Annotated in this window: 14 protein-coding genes; 4 read left to right on the forward strand and 10 right to left on the reverse strand. The window is 62.2% G+C overall.

The window, feature by feature from the left end; genetic code table 11:
* Positions 1–295: 295 nt before the first annotated feature.
* Positions 296–4,186, reverse strand: coding sequence for a phosphoribosylformylglycinamidine synthase (gene purL, locus GT753_RS19760; protein WP_160125870.1), 3,891 nt, complete (start codon positions 4,184–4,186; stop codon positions 296–298).
* A 278-nt stretch (positions 4,187–4,464) separates the two neighbouring features.
* On the opposite strand from purL, the gene mltF reads away from it, so the two are divergent.
* Positions 4,465–5,925: a membrane-bound lytic murein transglycosylase MltF gene (gene mltF, locus GT753_RS19765; RefSeq protein WP_004941352.1), complete on the forward strand. Its 1,461-nt coding sequence runs from the start codon at positions 4,465–4,467 to the stop codon at positions 5,923–5,925.
* Here the strand turns inward: mltF and tadA are convergent, their stop codons facing one another.
* Positions 5,926–6,432 carry a tRNA adenosine(34) deaminase TadA gene (gene tadA, locus GT753_RS19770; protein ID WP_015378796.1) on the reverse strand — a complete coding sequence of 169 codons (507 nt, stop codon included), beginning with the start codon at positions 6,430–6,432 and terminating at the stop codon, positions 5,926–5,928.
* Positions 6,433–6,549: 117 nt separating this feature from the next.
* On the opposite strand from tadA, the gene GT753_RS19775 reads away from it, so the two are divergent.
* On the forward strand, positions 6,550–7,602 hold the full coding sequence (locus tag GT753_RS19775; RefSeq protein WP_160125871.1) for a DUF2157 domain-containing protein: 1,053 nt from the start codon (positions 6,550–6,552) through the stop codon (positions 7,600–7,602).
* A 48-nt stretch (positions 7,603–7,650) separates the two neighbouring features.
* Here GT753_RS19775 and yfhb read toward each other — a convergent pair whose 3' ends face one another.
* The 3 genes from yfhb to murQ are packed head-to-tail and all read right to left on the reverse strand — an operon-like array spanning position 7,651 to position 10,590.
* Positions 7,651–8,307, reverse strand: a complete 657-nt coding sequence (yfhb, locus tag GT753_RS19780; protein ID WP_021504522.1) for a phosphatidylglycerophosphatase C — start codon at positions 8,305–8,307, stop codon at positions 7,651–7,653.
* Between the two features lie 3 nt (positions 8,308–8,310).
* Positions 8,311–9,678 carry a PTS transporter subunit EIIC gene (locus GT753_RS19785; RefSeq protein WP_021504523.1) on the reverse strand — a complete coding sequence of 456 codons (1,368 nt, stop codon included), beginning with the start codon at positions 9,676–9,678 and terminating at the stop codon, positions 8,311–8,313.
* A gap of 18 nt (positions 9,679–9,696) precedes the next feature.
* A complete protein-coding gene (murQ, locus tag GT753_RS19790) occupies positions 9,697–10,590 on the reverse strand; it encodes an N-acetylmuramic acid 6-phosphate etherase (RefSeq protein WP_160125872.1) in 894 nt (297 codons plus the stop codon).
* A 167-nt stretch (positions 10,591–10,757) separates the two neighbouring features.
* Between murQ and GT753_RS19795 the strand changes: the two genes are divergently transcribed.
* Positions 10,758–11,606, forward strand: a complete 849-nt coding sequence (locus GT753_RS19795; protein WP_016929788.1) for a MurR/RpiR family transcriptional regulator — start codon at positions 10,758–10,760, stop codon at positions 11,604–11,606.
* Positions 11,607–11,659: 53 nt separating this feature from the next.
* The gene (locus GT753_RS19800; RefSeq protein WP_021504526.1) at positions 11,660–11,920 is read left to right on the forward strand and encodes a YfhL family 4Fe-4S dicluster ferredoxin; all 261 of its coding nucleotides are present in this window, start codon (positions 11,660–11,662) and stop codon (positions 11,918–11,920) included.
* A 45-nt stretch (positions 11,921–11,965) separates the two neighbouring features.
* Here GT753_RS19800 and acpS read toward each other — a convergent pair whose 3' ends face one another.
* The 5 genes from acpS to rnc all read right to left on the reverse strand — a co-directional run bounded on the left by acpS (position 11,966) and on the right by rnc (position 15,472).
* Positions 11,966–12,346 (reverse strand): holo-ACP synthase, encoded by a 381-nt coding sequence (acpS, locus tag GT753_RS19805; RefSeq protein WP_004929169.1) that lies wholly within the window; start codon positions 12,344–12,346, stop codon positions 11,966–11,968.
* Positions 12,346–13,077, reverse strand: a complete 732-nt coding sequence (pdxJ, locus tag GT753_RS19810; protein ID WP_004929166.1) for a pyridoxine 5'-phosphate synthase — start codon at positions 13,075–13,077, stop codon at positions 12,346–12,348. The genes acpS and pdxJ overlap by 1 nt, the downstream gene beginning before the upstream one ends.
* A 71-nt stretch (positions 13,078–13,148) precedes the next feature.
* The gene (gene recO, locus GT753_RS19815; RefSeq protein WP_015378804.1) at positions 13,149–13,880 is read right to left on the reverse strand and encodes a DNA repair protein RecO; all 732 of its coding nucleotides are present in this window, start codon (positions 13,878–13,880) and stop codon (positions 13,149–13,151) included.
* Between the two features lie 6 nt (positions 13,881–13,886).
* Positions 13,887–14,795 (reverse strand): GTPase Era, encoded by a 909-nt coding sequence (gene era, locus GT753_RS19820; RefSeq protein ID WP_004929162.1) that lies wholly within the window; start codon positions 14,793–14,795, stop codon positions 13,887–13,889.
* Entirely contained in the window at positions 14,792–15,472 is a 681-nt protein-coding gene (gene rnc / locus GT753_RS19825; protein ID WP_004929158.1) for a ribonuclease III, read from the reverse strand. Before rnc ends, era begins: the two co-directional genes overlap by 4 nt.
* Between the last annotated feature and the right edge of the window lie 178 nt (positions 15,473–15,650).

The raw sequence follows: 15,650 nt of genomic DNA on the forward strand, positions 1-15,650 counted from the left end.
GCTTTGCAATAAAAATCATAACACAATGATTTTATTTAAAAATAAAATTACATCAGCAAATTCCCCCACCCATTACGTACTGATGAGCGATGAAAAAAACGCCGCGCTGTCGCCAAATGCAGACAACTAAAGTCAAACCTGCTTACCTACAATAAAATCAATAAGTTAAACGTCTCCATTTGGCGACAGGGAAAATAGCGCTTGTCGCAAAATGCAGACACTGCCGCCAGACGGCGAACGCCGGCCATAAAAAAGGGCGCAATTGCTTGCGCCCTCTGTACGGTGGTGGCCGTTTTTAGCCCAGCTGCTTACGGGCGTTGCGGAACATACGCATCCACGGGCTGTCCTCGCCCCACTCTTCCGGGTGCCAGGAGTTACTGACGGTGCGGAACACGCGTTCCGGGTGCGGCATCATCACCGTGGCGCGCCCGTTGGCGCTGGTCACGGCGGTGATGCCATTCGGCGAACCGTTCGGGTTAGCCGGGTAAGCTTCCGTCACCTGACCGGCGTTGTTGACGAAACGCAGCGCCACCAGACCATGGCTTTCCAGCGCCGCCAGATGCGCCGCATCGCGCACTTCGACGTGCCCTTCACCGTGGGAAACAGCGATCGGCATGCGCGAACCGGTCATGCCCTGCAGGAACAGCGACGGGCTGGCCGCCACTTCCACCAGGCTGAAGCGCGCCTCGAAGCGATCCGACAGGTTGCGCACGAAGCGCGGCCAGTGTTCGGCCCCCGGGATCAGCTCACGCAGGTTGGACATCATCTGGCAGCCGTTGCATACGCCCAGCGCCAGCGTCTGCGGACGGTGGAAGAACGCTTCAAACTCGTCTCGCACCCGCTCGTTGAACAGGATAGACTTCGCCCAGCCTTCACCGGCGCCCAGGACGTCGCCGTAAGAGAAGCCGCCGCAGGCCACCAGCGTGTGGAAGTCCTGCAGATCGCGGCGCCCGGCCAGCAGATCGCTCATGTGCACGTCCACGGCGTCAAAGCCGGCGCGGTGGAACGCCGCCGCCATTTCAACGTGGGAGTTCACCCCCTGCTCGCGCAACACCGCCACTTTCGGGCGAGCGCCCTTGGCGATGTACGGCGCGGCGATGTCTTCCTCGGGTGCAAAGGTCAGCTTCACGTTCAGGCCGGGATCTTGTTCATCCTGCTTGGCCTGATGTTCCTGATCGGCGCACGCCGGGTTGTCGCGCAGGCGCTGCATCTGCCAGGTGGTTTCCGCCCACCAGGTGCGCAGCGTATTGCGGCTTTCACTGTACAACGCCTTGCCATGTTGGTTGATGACGAAACGATCGCCGGCCTGCGCGCTGCCGATCTGATGCACGTTGTCGGTCAAACCGTGCTGCGCGAACGCCTGCTTCACTTCGTCGAGACGTTCGGCGCTCACCTGGATCACCGCGCCCAGCTCTTCGTTGAACAGCACCGCCAGCGCATCGTCGTCGAGGCCATCGAGGTTAACCTCTACGCCGCAGTGACCGGCGAAGGCCATCTCCGCCAGCGTCACCAGCAGGCCGCCGTCGGCGCGGTCGTGATAAGCCAGCAGCGCGCGATCGGCCACCAACTGCTGCATGGCGTTGAAGAAGCCCGCCAGTTGCGCGACATCGCGCACATCGGCCGGTTTGTCGCCCAGTTGGCGATAAACCTGCGCCAGCGCGGTAGCGCCCAGCGCGTTATGGCCGTTGCCCAGATCGATCAACAGCAGCGCGCTGTCGCCCTTATCGGTGCGCAATTGCGGCGTCACGGTGTCGCGCACGTCTTCCACACGGGCAAAGGCGGTGATGACCAGCGACAGCGGCGAGGTCATTTCGCGCTGTTCGTCGCCTTCCTGCCAGCGGGTTTTCATCGACATGGAGTCTTTGCCCACCGGGATGGTGATGCCCAGCGCCGGGCACAGCTCTTCGCCCACCGCTTTCACCGCTTCGTACAGGCCGGCGTCTTCACCCGGGTGGCCGGCGGCGGCCATCCAGTTGGCGGACAGCTTCACGCGCTTCAGGCTGCCGATTTCCGTGGCAGCCAGGTTGGTCAGCGCTTCCCCGACCGCCAGGCGGCCGGAAGCGGCGAAGTCCAGCAGCGCCACCGGCGCGCGTTCGCCGATCGACATCGCCTCGCCGTAATAGCTGTCCAGGCTGGCGGTGGTGACCGCGCAGTCGGCCACCGGGATCTGCCACGGGCCGACCATTTGGTCACGCGCCACCATGCCGGTGACGGTGCGGTCGCCGATGGTGATCAGGAAGGTTTTCTCCGCGACGGCCGGCAGATGCAGCACGCGCTTCACCGCGTCGGCCAGCGTGATGTCCCCACGCTGCACCGCCTGGCCCTGCGCCTGCAGACGGGTGACATCGCGGGTCATCTTCGGCGTTTTGCCGAGCAGCACGTCCAGCGGCATGTCGATCGGTTGGTTGTCGAAGTGGCGGTCGTTCAGCGTCAGGTGCTGTTCTTCGGTCGCTTCACCGATCACCGCATAAGGCGCGCGCTCGCGGCGGCAGATCTCGTCGAACTGCGCCATCTGCGCCGGGGCGATCGCCATCACGTAACGTTCCTGCGATTCGTTGCACCACACTTCCAGCGGGCTCATGCCCGGCTCGTCGTTGAGGATATCGCGCAGCTCGAAGCGCCCACCGCGGCCGCCGTCGCTCACCAGCTCCGGCATGGCGTTGGACAGGCCGCCGGCGCCGACGTCATGGATAAACAGGATCGGGTTCTGGTCGCCCAGCTGCCAGCAGCGGTCGATCACTTCCTGACAGCGGCGTTCCATTTCCGGGTTGTCGCGCTGCACCGAAGCGAAGTCCAGATCGGCATCGGACTGGCCGGACGCCATCGAGGACGCCGCGCCGCCGCCCAGGCCGATATTCATCGCCGGGCCGCCCAGCACCACCAGCTTGGCGCCGACGGTGATTTCCCCTTTCTGCACGTGATCGGCGCGGATGTTGCCGATGCCGCCCGCCAGCATGATCGGTTTGTGGTAGCCGCGCAGCTCGACGCCGTTATGGCTGTTGACGCGCTCTTCATAGGTGCGGAAGTAGCCCAGCAGCGCCGGGCGACCGAATTCGTTGTTGAACGCCGCGCCGCCCAGCGGGCCTTCGGTCATGATGTCCAGTGCGGTGACGATGCGTTCCGGCTTGCCGAAGTCCTGCTCCCACGGCTGTTCAAAGCCGGGAATGCGCAGGTTGGACACCGAGAAGCCCACCAGGCCGGCCTTCGGCTTGGCGCCGCGGCCGGTGGCGCCCTCGTCGCGGATCTCGCCGCCGGAGCCGGTCGCGGCGCCCGGCCACGGCGAAATCGCCGTCGGGTGGTTGTGAGTTTCCACCTTCATCAGGATGTGCGCGTCTTCCTGATGGTAATCGTACGTGCCGTTCTCCGGCGCGGCGAAGAAGCGGCCGACCTGCGAACCTTCCATCACGGCGGCGTTGTCTTTATACGCCGACAGCACGTAGTCCGGCGTCTGCTCGTAGGTATTCTTGATCATTTTGAACAGCGACTTGGGCTGCTGCTCGCCGTCGATGATCCAGTCGGCGTTGAAAATCTTGTGGCGGCAGTGCTCGGAGTTAGCCTGCGCGAACATATAAAGTTCGATATCCGTCGGGTTGCGCCCCAAACCGGTAAAGGCATTCAGCAGGTAGTCGATCTCATCCTGCGCCAGCGCCAGGCCGAGCCGAACGTTGGCCTGCTCCAGCGCGGCGCGCCCTGCGCCCAGCACGTCGACCGACTGATACGGCGCCGGCTGATGGTGCGCGAACAGCTGTTCGGCCTGTTGCAGCTCGCTGAAGACGGTTTCCATCATGCGGTCGTGCAGCAGCGCAGCGAGCTGCCGCCACTGGGCTTCCGTCAGCTCGGGCGCCTTGACGTAGAACGCCAGACCGCGCTCCAGCCGCAGCACCTGTTGCAGACCGCAGTTGTGGGCGATGTCGGTGGCTTTGGAAGACCAGGGAGAAATGGTGCCCGGACGCGGCGTAACCAGCAGCAGCCGGCCTTCAGGGGCGTGTTCGGCGAGAGAAGGACCGTACTTGAGCAGACGCTGAAGCTTGGCGTGTTCTTCGGCACTTAGCGGTGCGCTGACATCGGCAAAGTGGACGTACTCGGCGTAGATATCACTGACGGGCAGGTGAGCGTCCTGGCAGCGGGACAGCAGTTTGGTAATGCGAAAAGCCGATAAAGCGGGCGAACCACGCAGAATTTCCATAATCAAAGTTCTCTCGTCTTCGAAGCGAAGGATAAGACGCTTCATTGGGCGCAACAGGGGAAAACGCGCGTCATTATAGAGAATCCTCGGCGCCGACGAAACCGTTTGCGTAGGGATTATTGATAAAAGCGTGCCGCACCGTCGAATTGTCATAACGTGTCAATAAAGTTGCACACTGGCGTTTTGTTGCGCAAAATGCCCCCCGCACTGGTGATTTAACCATGAGAAAAGTCGCGGTTGTCGTCGCCGGCGTACCTGTGCCACCACTGGATAACTATTTGAAACGTCTTAAAATAAACTACATCCTCATCGGCGTTGTCACTCTGCTTCTGGCTCTCGCGCTGTGGCCCAACATCACCTGGCGCAGCGGCCAGGGCGGGCAACTCCAGGAGATCATTTCCCGCGGCGAGTTGCGTATCAGCACGCTGAATTCACCGCTGACCTATTTCAACACCAAGCAAGGGCCGGGTGGGCTCGACTACGAACTGGCCAAGCGCTTCGCCAACTACCTCGGGGTAAAACTGGTGGTGATCCCCCATCAGAACATCAATGACCTGTTCGACGATCTGGACGACGACGACGCCGACCTGCTGGCGGCGGGCCTGATCTACAACCAGGAGCGCCTCAGCCGCGCGCGCACCGGCCCGGCCTACTACTCCGTTTCCCAACAGCTGGTGTACCGGCTGGGCACCCCGCGGCCGAAAAGCTTCGCCGACATCAAAGGCAAGCTGGCGGTCGCCTCCGGTTCCGCGCACGTCAGCACGCTAAAGCAGCTCAAACAGGATAAATACCCGGATCTCGCCTGGGAGTCCTCCAGCGATCTCACCTCCAAAGAACTGCTGGAGCGGGTGGCCGACGGCAAGCTGGACTATACCCTCGGCGATTCGGTGACCATCGCGCTGCTGCAGCGCATCCATCCGCAGCTGGCGGTGGCGTTCGACGTCACCGACGAAGAGCCGGTCACCTGGTACCTCAAACGCGACGGCGACGACAGCCTGTACGCGGCGATGCTGGATTTCTACAGTCAGATGGTGGACGACGGCACCCTGGCGCGGCTGGAAGAGAAATACCTCGGCCACGTCGGCAGCTTCGACTATGTGGACACCAAAACCTTCCTGTCGGCCATCGATTCGGTGCTGCCCAACTTCCGCCCGTTGTTCGAGAAGCACGCCAACGAGATCGACTGGAAGCTGCTGGCGGCCATCGCCTATCAGGAATCGCACTGGAATCCGCAGGCCACTTCCCCCACCGGCGTGCGCGGCCTGATGATGCTGACCCGCGCCACCGCCGACGGCCTGGGGGTCAACGATCGCCTCGATCCGGAAGAGAGCATTCAGGGCGGCGCCCTGTACCTGCAGCGGCTGATGGCCAAGGTGCCGGACAGCGTGCCGGAAGACGAGCGCATCTGGTTCTCGCTGGCGGCCTACAACATGGGGTGGGGCCATATGCTGGACGCGCGCAAGCTGACCAAGACGCAAAAAGGCAACCCGGACAGCTGGGTCGACGTCAAACAGCGCCTGCCGATGCTCAGCCAAAAGCGCTACTACCCGCAGCTGACCTACGGCTATGCGCGCGGGCGTGAAGCCTACAACTATGTAGAAAACATCCGCCGCTATCAGGTCAGCCTGGTGGGCTATCTGCAGGAAAAAGAGAGAAAGGCGGCGCAAGCGGCCGCCGAGCAGGAAGCGTTGGGGAAAGGCTACCCGACGGTGATGCCGGAACTGGCGCTCAACTACTGATTATTCCGGCTTATCCGCCGCCCGCTGCGCCAGCCTGAGCGCTTTTTTCTGTTCGCGGCGCAGGCGGAAGAAATTGCTCAGGGTGGCGGCGCATTCGTCCGCCAGCACGCCCGAGACGATCTCCACCTGATGGTTCATGCCCGGATGGCGCAAAATGTCCACCAGCGAGCCGGCCGCGCCGGTTTTCTCGTCGGCGGCGCCGTACACCAACCGGCGGATGCGGCTGTGCACCATCGCGCCGGCGCACATCACGCAGGGCTCCAGCGTGACGTACAGCGTGGCGTTCAGCAGGCGATAGTTTTGCAGCACCGCGCCGCCCTGGCGCAGCGCCATGATCTCGGCGTGTGCGGTAGGATCGTGGCGGCCGATCGGCCGGTTCCAGCCCTCGCCGATGACCTGATTGTCCAGCACCAGCAGCGCACCCACCGGCACCTCGCCCTCTTCCTGCGCGCGCAGGGCCAGCTGCAATGCCTGACGCATCCAGTACTCATCGTTATATTCAGTCATCGCATAATTCCTCGTGCGCTTTTGCGGCGGGCATTATACACACTAGCCTCCCTTTGTCGTAGCCGCCCGCCAATGGCTATACTGGCCGAATCGGCCGATGATTCAGGGACAAGAAGCATGAAACTCAGTAAAAAGAACGCCGTCGTGGTGCGCAAGGCGCTGGACGGTTGGGTTGGGGAAGGCGCCATGACGCCCGAACAACGGCAGCAACTGCTGCAGCATGTGGACGTGCAACCTTTCGACTGGCGGCGACTGGCGCGCTATGCGTTTCTCGCCGCGCTGGCCTCGCTGCTGATCGCCGTCACCAGCCTGTTCGCCGACAGCGAACTGCTTGCATGGCTGAGCGAACTGTTCCGCTTCGACGCGCCGGTGCGCATGGCGATCGCCGGCGTACTGGCGGCGCTGGCCTACGTTTGGGCGCTGCGTCGTCGTCAACGCCATCCGGAAAAACGCTACGGCAATGAGGCGGCGCTGTTTGTCGCCGTGTTGCTCACCGCCTGCGCCTTATGGCAACTGGGCGTCTGGCTGGATAACGGCAGCGGGCGGGTTTCCGTGCTGCTGCTGGTCGCCGCGCTGCTGTACGGCGCGATCGGCTGGTTCAGCCGCTCCGGGCTGGTATGGTGGTTCGCCCTGCTGTCGCTCGGCAATGCCTTCGGCGCCGAGACCGGCTACCTGTCCGGCTGGGGCGCCTACTGGCTCGGCATGAGCTACCCGATTCGCTTTATCGCCTTCGGCGGGGTGCTGATCGCCGCCGCATTGCTGCTGCGGCCGCTCTTGGCGCAGCGCGGCCTGCAGCGGGTGTCGCTGGCGATGGGCCTGCTGTACCTGTTCATCGCGCTGTGGCTGCTGTCCATCTTCGGCAACTACGGCGATCTCGACAGCTGGTACCGCGCGCGCCAGATTGAGCTGTTCCACTGGAGCCTGCTGTTCGGGCTGGCCGCCCTCGTCGCCATCTGGCTGGGGTTGAAGCATGACGACGCCATGCTGCGCGGTTTCGGGCTGACCTTCCTCGGCATCAACCTCTATACCCGCCTGTTCGAGTTTTTCTGGGACAGCATGCCGAAAACGATTTTCTTCGCGCTGCTCGGCCTGAGCCTGTGGGCGTTGGGGCATTATGCGGAAAAGATTTGGCAGCTCGGGCGCAAACCACACGACGTGAGCGACGACTGATCGCGGTACCGATAAAAGCAACCAAGGGCGGAATTCTCCGCCCTTGGCTTATTCCAGCTGCTGCAGCTCGCCCTGCTTGCTCACCCGCCAGCGGTGCTCGCAAAAGAACAGCAGCGGATTATCCTGCTTGCTATCGCTGTAACCGCTGTACAGCTTCAGCGGCGCGCCGAGCCGCTGTTCCAGCTGCACCACTTTCTGCGCCCCCAGGCAGCGCAGGGTCAAGACCCAACCGCCGCAGCGGCGCGTGATGCGGCTGCCGATCAACCGCACCCGCGGCAGAAACGCCGAATCCCGATACACCTGCTCCACCAGTTGCTCCGGCGAGCCGGTAATCAGCCACACTTCGGCATCGTGCTCCTCCAGATACTGCCGCAGCCGCATTTGCACCACCGGAAACGCGGTCACCTTCTGGCGGAAAGCCTCGATAAACTGCCGCTCCAGCGCCTTCAGCGTCGCTTCAGAACGCCCGAAAGTAATCGCCCACAGCAGCTGGCTCATCGGCCAGCGCGCGGCGCGCCCCAGCAGCAGCAGCGCCAACCCGATCGGCGGCAGCAGCGGTATTACCAGCAGCAGGTTCAGCGGTAGGCGGCGCAGCAGAAAGCGCAAGAAACTGCCGAACATATCCTCCTGATGCAGAGTGCCGTCCAGATCGAAAAAGACCACGCGGCGCCCTGCTGCGGCCGACGGTTGCTGCTTGTCGTTCAAACGCTACTCCTCGGGATCGTCGAACCCCATCATCCAGGTGAAGAGAAAACCGGCGATAATCGTAATCAGCATCCCCGCCAGATACAACATCACCTTACCTGAGACGATGGTCAACGCCAAAGGCAGCCCCGAAATGCCGAAGGTGATGACCGTCGCCACCTTCCAGTAGCTGATCAGCGCGCCGCCTACCGCGCCGCCGAGGCAGGCGCCGATAAACGGCCGGCCCAGCGGCAGCGTCACCCCGAAGATCAGCGGCTCGCCGATGCCGAGAATGCCGACCGGCAACGCCCCTTTGATCACCTTCTTCAGCCGCGCGTTGCGGGTTTTCAGCAGCACCGCCAGCGCCGCCCCCACCTGACCGACGCCGGCCATCGCCAGGATCGGCAACAGCGGATTGGAACCGTGCGCCTGCACCAGCTCGACGTGGATCGGCACCAGCCCCTGGTGCAAGCCGGAGAGCACCAGCGGCAGGAACAGCCCGGAGAGCAGCGCCCCCACCAGCAGCCCGCCCTTGTCGATCGCCAGATTGGCGCCGTGGGCGATGGCATCGGAAATGGCGCCACCGATCGGCTGCAGGATCAGGATCGCCAACGAGGCGGTGACCAGCGTGGTCAGCAGCGGATTGAGGATCAGTTCGACCGACTCCGGCAGCAGCGTGCGCAGGCGTTTCTCCACCCAGCACATCAACGCCACCACCAGCAGCACGGCGATCACCCCGCCGCGCCCCGGCTGCAGCGCCTCGCCGAACAGGGTGATCTGCGCCAGCGCCGGACTGGAAAGAATGCCGGCCATCACGCCGCCCATCGCCTGTGAGCCGCCGAATACCCGCGCGGCGTTCACCCCGACCAGAATGTTCATAATGGCGAATACCGCGCTGCCGAAGATCGCCAGCAGCCCCAGCGCGTTCGGGTAGTCCAACGCCAGCTGTCCGGCGATGTCGGGCCGCTTCAGCAGGTTGATGATGCCGGTGATCAGCCCCGAGGCGATAAACGCCGGGATCAGCGGAATAAAAACGTCGGCCAGCTTTTTCAGCGCGCCGCTCATCGGCGCAGCGTATTTTTGCTTGGCCTGCGCCTTGGTGCGGGCGGCGTCACCGACGGCGGCAACGGGCTGCGCATCACCGCTCAACAGCCCGCGCATGGCGTCCACCACCTTGGCGGCGGCGCCCGGGCCGACGATAAACTGATGCTGTTCACCCTGCTTGATATAGCCCTTCACCCCCGGCAGCTGCTTGAGGGCGGCCAGATCCAGGCGCTGCTCATCGCTGACCTCGACGCGCACCCGCGTCATGCAGTTTTCCAGTTTGAGGATATTGCCCTCGCCCCCCACGCCCGCCAGGATCTGTGTCGCCAATGCCGTTGTCTTGTCCATCGCCGCCCCCACCGTAAATTAACGCGCCAGCGCCGCGCGCAGGTAGCCATCGTGCCGCTGCAGCCGCTGCTGCGCCTCTTCGGCGCTGACGCCGGCTAAAAACATCAGGATCGCCGGTTTGACCTCAAAGCCGGTCTGCGCCAACGCCGCCTCCGCCTGAGCGCGTTCGGCGCCGGTGGCCTCCATCACGATGCGGCAGGCGCGATCCACCAGTTTGACGTTGGTGGCCTTCACGTCCACCATCAGGTTCTGGTAGACCTTGCCCAGTTTGACCATCGCACCGGTCGACAGCATGTTGAGTACCAGTTTCTGCGCGGTGCCGGATTTCAGGCGCGTTGAGCCGGTCAGCGCCTCCGGCCCCACCACCGGCGAAATCGCCACCTGTGCTTCGTGCGCAATCGGCGAATCCGGGTTACAGGAGATGGCCGCCGTCGGGCAGCCCATCCCGCGCGCATAGCGCAGTGCGCCGATCACGTAGGGCGTACGCCCCGAGGCCGCCAGCCCTACCACCATATCAACGGCGGTGAGGTTCAGCGCCCGGAGATCGGCTTCACCCAGGGCCTCGTCATCTTCCGCCCCCTCCACCGCTTTGAGCAGCGCACCCGGCCCGCCGGCGATTAGCCCCACCACCACGCCGTGCGGCACGCCGAAGGTCGGCGGACACTCGGAGGCGTCCAATACGCCCAGGCGGCCGCTGGTGCCGGCGCCCAAATAAATCAACCGCCCACCGGCCTTCAGCGCCGCCGCGGCCAAATCGACCGCCTGCGCGATCGCCGGCAACACCTGTTCAATCGCCTCCGGCACCTTGCGGTCTTCCTGGTTAAAGCAACGGACCATGTCCAGCGTCGACATTTCATCCAGCCCCATGGTGGCCGGGTTACGGGTTTCCGATACCAGTGCGCCTAAGTTCATCTGTTCACCTTTGAATTTTTAATTCACAAAATTAAATCAATATTTGAATATTTTATTCAACAAAGCGAGCGCTATTTGCTATTTTAACGGTGAGCTCACAAAAATTTTCACCGCGCGTTTTCGCCCTCTGCATGGCAAAATGGCCGCTGGTTTCCAGGGAAAGAACAATGAGTACCCTTCTGCGCATTCGCCAGATGTATCCGACACTGGCGCAAAACGACCGCAAGCTGGCGGACTTTCTGCTGAATAACGCCGAGCAGGCGCGCCATCTCAGCTCGCAAAAGCTGGCTCAGTTGGCCGGCATCAGCCAGTCGAGCGTGGTGAAGTTCGCCCAAAAGCTGGGCTATAAAGGTTTCCCGGCGCTGAAGCTGGCGCTGAGCGAGACGCTGGCCCAACCGCAGGCCGAGCCGGTGGTGACCGTTCACAACCACATCCTCAGCAGCGATACGCTGAAAACCGTCGGTGAAAAGCTGCTGGCGGAAAAGCAGGCGGCGCTGCGCGCGACGCTCGACATCAACAGCGAAGAGCGGCTGCATCAGGCGCTGGACATGCTGCGCCAGGCGCGCCGGGTGATGCTGATCGGCATCGGCGCCTCCGGGCTGGTGGCCAAGGATTTTTCCTTCAAGCTGCTGAAAATTGGCGTGATGGCGGTGGCCGAAGCGGATATGCACGTCCAGCTGGCGGCGGTGCAGGCGCTGGACAAACGCGATCTGCTGCTGGCTATCTCCTTCAGCGGCGAGCGGCGTGAAATCAATCTGGCGGCGGAAGAAGCGCGCCAGGCCGGCGCCAGGGTGCTGGCGCTGACCAGCTTCTCGCCCAACGGCCTGCAGCAACGCGCGGACCACTGCCTCTATACCATCGCCGAAGAACCCCACACCCGCAGCGCGGCCATCTCCTCCAGCACGGCCCAGTTCGCCCTTACCGACCTGCTGTTTATGGCGCTGATCCAGCACGACCTTGATCATGCCCGCGATCGCATCAAACACAGCGAACAATTGATGAAAAAGTTGGTTTAACCGGTATAATCGCCGCTGCGAAAAATACCCCTGTTAATAATGAGAGATACGTCATGGCCCTGCTAATCACACGCAAATGCATCAACTGCGACATGTGCGAGCCGGAATGCCCGAACCAGGCAATTTCGATGGGCGATGAGATCTACCAGATCGATACCGAGCGCTGCACCGAGTGCGTTGGCCATTACGATACGCCGACCTGTCAGCAGGTTTGCCCTATCGACAACACTATCATCACCGATCCGCAGCATCGTGAGACCAACGAACAGCTGTGGGACAAGTTCGTGGTGTTGCACCACGCCGATCGCATTTAATCCGCCGCAGGACTGACAAGGGCGCCATAGGCGCCCTTTCTATTTTCAGCTTTCGACGATCACCGTCGCACAGGCATAGCGCCGTTCGTCGGCCAGCGAAACGTGGATCGCGGTGACCCCCATCTCCCCCGCCAGCTCGGCGGCGCGGCCGTGCAAACGAATATTCGGCTTGCCCAATGCATCGTTGAACACCTCAAACTGGTTGAACGCCAGGCCGTTGCGAATGCCGGTGCCGAACGCCTTGGCGGCGGCCTCTTTCACCGCGAAACGTTTGGCCAGAAAGCGAATCGGCTGCTGGTGCTGCTGATACAGCGCCCATTCGGCGTCGCTCAGCACCCGGCGCGCCAGACGATCGCCGCTGCGCTCCACCACCGCTTCGATACGCGCCATCTCGACGATGTCGGTACCCAGCCCGAGCACCGCCATTACCGGCGCGCTTCCCGCATCAGCACTTTCATGTCGGCAACCGCGGCCGGCAGCCCGCTCATCACCGCCTGGCCGATAATCGCATGGCCGATGTTCAGCTCGTGCATTTCCGGCAGCGCGGCGATCGGCTGCACGTTATGGTAGGTCAGGCCGTGGCCGGCGTTGACCTTCAGCCCCTTCTCGGCCGCGTAGGCGGCGGCGACCGCGATGCGGTGCAGCTCGGCCTGTACCGCCAGCTCGCCCTGCGCTTCCGCGTAGGCACCGGTGTGGATTTCGATATAAGGGGCGCCCACCGCCACCGCCGCGTCGATTTGGCGATGATCGGGATCGATGAACAGCGAGACCAAAATACCCGCCTGCGCCAGACGCTCGACCGCCACGCTCATTTTGTCCAGCTGGCCGGCGACGTCCAGGCCGCCTTCGGTGGTCACTTCCTCGCGTTTTTCCGGCACCAGGCAGCAGAAATGCGGCTGCAGCTCAATGGCGATGTCCAGCATCTCGTCGGTCACCGCCATCTCCAGGTTCATGCGCGTCTGGATGGTCTGGCGCAGCAAGCGCACGTCGCGGTCGGTGATGTGGCGGCGATCTTCGCGCAGATGCACGGTAATGCCGTCGGCCCCCGCCTGTTCGGCAATGAATGCCGCCTGAACCGGATCCGGATATTGGGTTCCGCGCGCGTTACGTAACGTGGCGATGTGATCAATATTGACGCCCAGCAGTAAATCAGCCATGACAACCTCTAAATACGATTTTCAGTGCCAGCAGTTTACACTCGGGTGCAGAACGGCAAAAGGGGAAAAGGTCAGGCGTCGTCGACCGGCGTATTCGGCTGCTTGCGCACGAATTGACGAAACAGTTCGCGGCTCTTCAACGGTTTGCCGCCGAGGTAGGGTTTCAGCGCCATGCGGGTGAAACGCTTGGCGGCGCGCAGCGTCTCGGCATCGGGAAACTGCCGCTCCGCCAGCGCGCGCAGTTCGCGCCCGGTGAAGCTGTAGTGATCCACCACCAGGCTGGCGATAAAGCCTTTCTCTTCGCGGTAACGGTAGGTCATAGCGTCATCCACCGGCAGGCCGCTGCCGGCGCAGTGCAGGAAATCGAGGCCGTAACCCAGGTGCTGCAACAAGGCCAGCTCGAACTGACGCAGCGCCTGTTCCGGCGAGCTGTCTTCCGCCGCCAGCGCCTGCAGGCATTGCAGGTAGTCGAAGAACAGCACCGAGTAGTTGGTTTCCTGCTCCAGCACGCGCGCCAGCAGTTCGTTCACGTACAGGCCGCTGTAAAGCATCATGCCGCTGAGGGGTAAACCGAGAGAGACCGCTTCGGCGTTGCGCAGCGTTTTCACTTCGCCGCGGCCGCCCCAGCGCACTAACAGGGGGGTAAAGGGTTGTAGGCAACCCTTTAGATTGGAGCGGCGGCTGCGCGCGCCTTTCGCCAGCAAGCGCACCCGCCCATGACCTTCGGTAAACAGATCCAGCATCAGACTGGTTTCACTGTACGGCCGCCCATGCAGGACGAAAGCGCGCTCCCAGCCGTCCACGGATCGTTACTTCAGATCGTCAACATAGCCCAGGCTGCGCAGCGCACGTTCGTCGTCCGCCCAACCGGATTTCACTTTCACCCACAGCTCGAGATGCACTTTGGCGTCGAACATCTGTTCCATGTCCTGGCGCGCTTCAATACCGATGGTTTTGATCTTGGCGCCCTTGTTGCCGATGACCATTTTCTTCTGGCCTTCGCGCTCAACCAGGATCAGGCCGTGCACATCGTAGCCGCCGCGATCGTTAGCCACGAACTGTTCGATTTCCACCGTCACTGAGTACGGCAGCTCTTCGCCCAGGAAACGCATCAGCTTCTCGCGGATGATCTCGGATGCCATAAAGCGCTGGGAGCGATCGGTGATGTAATCTTCCGGGAAGTGGTGTTCCGCTTCCGGCAGCAGCTTGCGCACGATGCCGGCGATGGTGTCGACGTTCATCCCTTTCTCGGCGGAGATAGGCACCACGTCGAGGAAGTTCATCTGCTGGCTGAGGAACGCGATGTGCGGCAACAGCTTGGATTTGTCGGTAACGTTATCGACCTTGTTGATCGCCAGCAATACCGGGCAGCGCAGGCTGCGCAGCTTGTTGACCACCATTTCGTCGTCGGCGGTCCAGTTGGTGCCTTCGACCACGAAGATCACCAGCTCAACGTCACCGATCGAGCTGCTGGCCGCGCGGTTCATCAAACGGTTGATGGCGCGTTTTTCTTCGATGTGCAGCCCTGGGGTATCGACGTAGATCGCCTGATAGGCGCCATCGGTGTCGATGCCCATGATGCGGTGACGGGTCGTCTGCGGCTTACGCGACGTAATGGAAACCTTCTGCCCCAGCAGTTGGTTCAGCAACGTCGATTTGCCCACGTTCGGGCGGCCGACGATGGCGATAAACCCGCAGTGTTGTTTTACTTCGCTCATTCAAGCTCCAGCTTTTTCAGCGCTTGTTCCGCTGCCGCCTGCTCGGCTTTACGGCGGCTCGAGCCGGTGCCCACCACGGGCTCGCTCAAACCACTCACCTGGCAGTGGATGGTAAACTCCTGGTCGTGCGCTTCACCGCGAACCTGCACCACCAAATAAGAAGGCAACGGCAGATGACGCCCCTGCAAAAATTCCTGCAAGCGGGTTTTCGGGTCTTTCTGCTTATCACCGGGGCTGATTTCGTCCAACCGGCTGCGATACCAGTCCAAAATCAGACGCTCGACGGTCTGGATGTCGCTGTCCAGGAACACGCCGCCGATCAATGCCTCCACCGTATCCGCCAGGATTGACTCGCGGCGGAACCCACCACTTTTCAATTCGCCCGGCCCAAGCCGCAGACATTCGCCCAGGTCAAACTCGCGCGCCATCTCCGCCAGCGTGTTGCCGCGCACCAGCGTGGCGCGCATGCGGCTCATGTCGCCCTCGTCTACGCGAGGAAAACGGTGATAGAGCGCATTGGCGATGACAAAGCTCAGAATCGAGTCACCCAGAAACTCAAGACGTTCATTGTGTTTACTGCTGGCGCTGCGGTGAGTCAAAGCCTGCAGTAAAAGCTCCTGCTGTTGAAAAGTGTAGCCCAGCTTCCGCTGCAGCCTGTTTATTACGATGGGGTTCATGAGTTACCAATAGATCAAGAATGCGTCAAAAACTTGCAGCACACGGAACAGGCCTGCTTCGCCGAAAGCCGATCCAAAGCTGTTTCGTTTGCAGTGGCTCCCAGCAGGAGCCAACTTTTATCGCTCGAGAAGGTATTCTACAACGAGTGGAAACATAATGCTGTGTTTATATCCTCTT

The organism is Serratia sp. Z4 (assembly GCF_009900725.1).
Classification (GTDB): Bacteria; Pseudomonadota; Gammaproteobacteria; order Enterobacterales; family Enterobacteriaceae; genus Serratia; species Serratia nematodiphila.

Coding starts and splice junctions, on each gene's coding strand:
- purL (WP_160125870.1), bottom strand. CDS start 4,186: ATGGAAATTCTGCGTGGTTCGCCCGCTTTATCGGCTTTTCGCATTACC.
- tadA (WP_015378796.1), bottom strand. CDS start 6,432: ATGACTGAATATAACGATGAGTACTGGATGCGTCAGGCATTGCAGCTG.
- GT753_RS19775 (WP_160125871.1), top strand. CDS start 6,550: ATGAAACTCAGTAAAAAGAACGCCGTCGTGGTGCGCAAGGCGCTGGAC.
- GT753_RS19785 (WP_021504523.1), bottom strand. CDS start 9,678: ATGGACAAGACAACGGCATTGGCGACACAGATCCTGGCGGGCGTGGGG.
- murQ (WP_160125872.1), bottom strand. CDS start 10,590: ATGAACTTAGGCGCACTGGTATCGGAAACCCGTAACCCGGCCACCATG.
- GT753_RS19795 (WP_016929788.1), top strand. CDS start 10,758: ATGAGTACCCTTCTGCGCATTCGCCAGATGTATCCGACACTGGCGCAA.
- GT753_RS19800 (WP_021504526.1), top strand. CDS start 11,660: ATGGCCCTGCTAATCACACGCAAATGCATCAACTGCGACATGTGCGAG.
- acpS (WP_004929169.1), bottom strand. CDS start 12,346: ATGGCGGTGCTCGGGCTGGGTACCGACATCGTCGAGATGGCGCGTATC.
- pdxJ (WP_004929166.1), bottom strand. CDS start 13,077: ATGGCTGATTTACTGCTGGGCGTCAATATTGATCACATCGCCACGTTA.
- era (WP_004929162.1), bottom strand. CDS start 14,795: ATGAGCGAAGTAAAACAACACTGCGGGTTTATCGCCATCGTCGGCCGC.
- rnc (WP_004929158.1), bottom strand. CDS start 15,472: ATGAACCCCATCGTAATAAACAGGCTGCAGCGGAAGCTGGGCTACACT.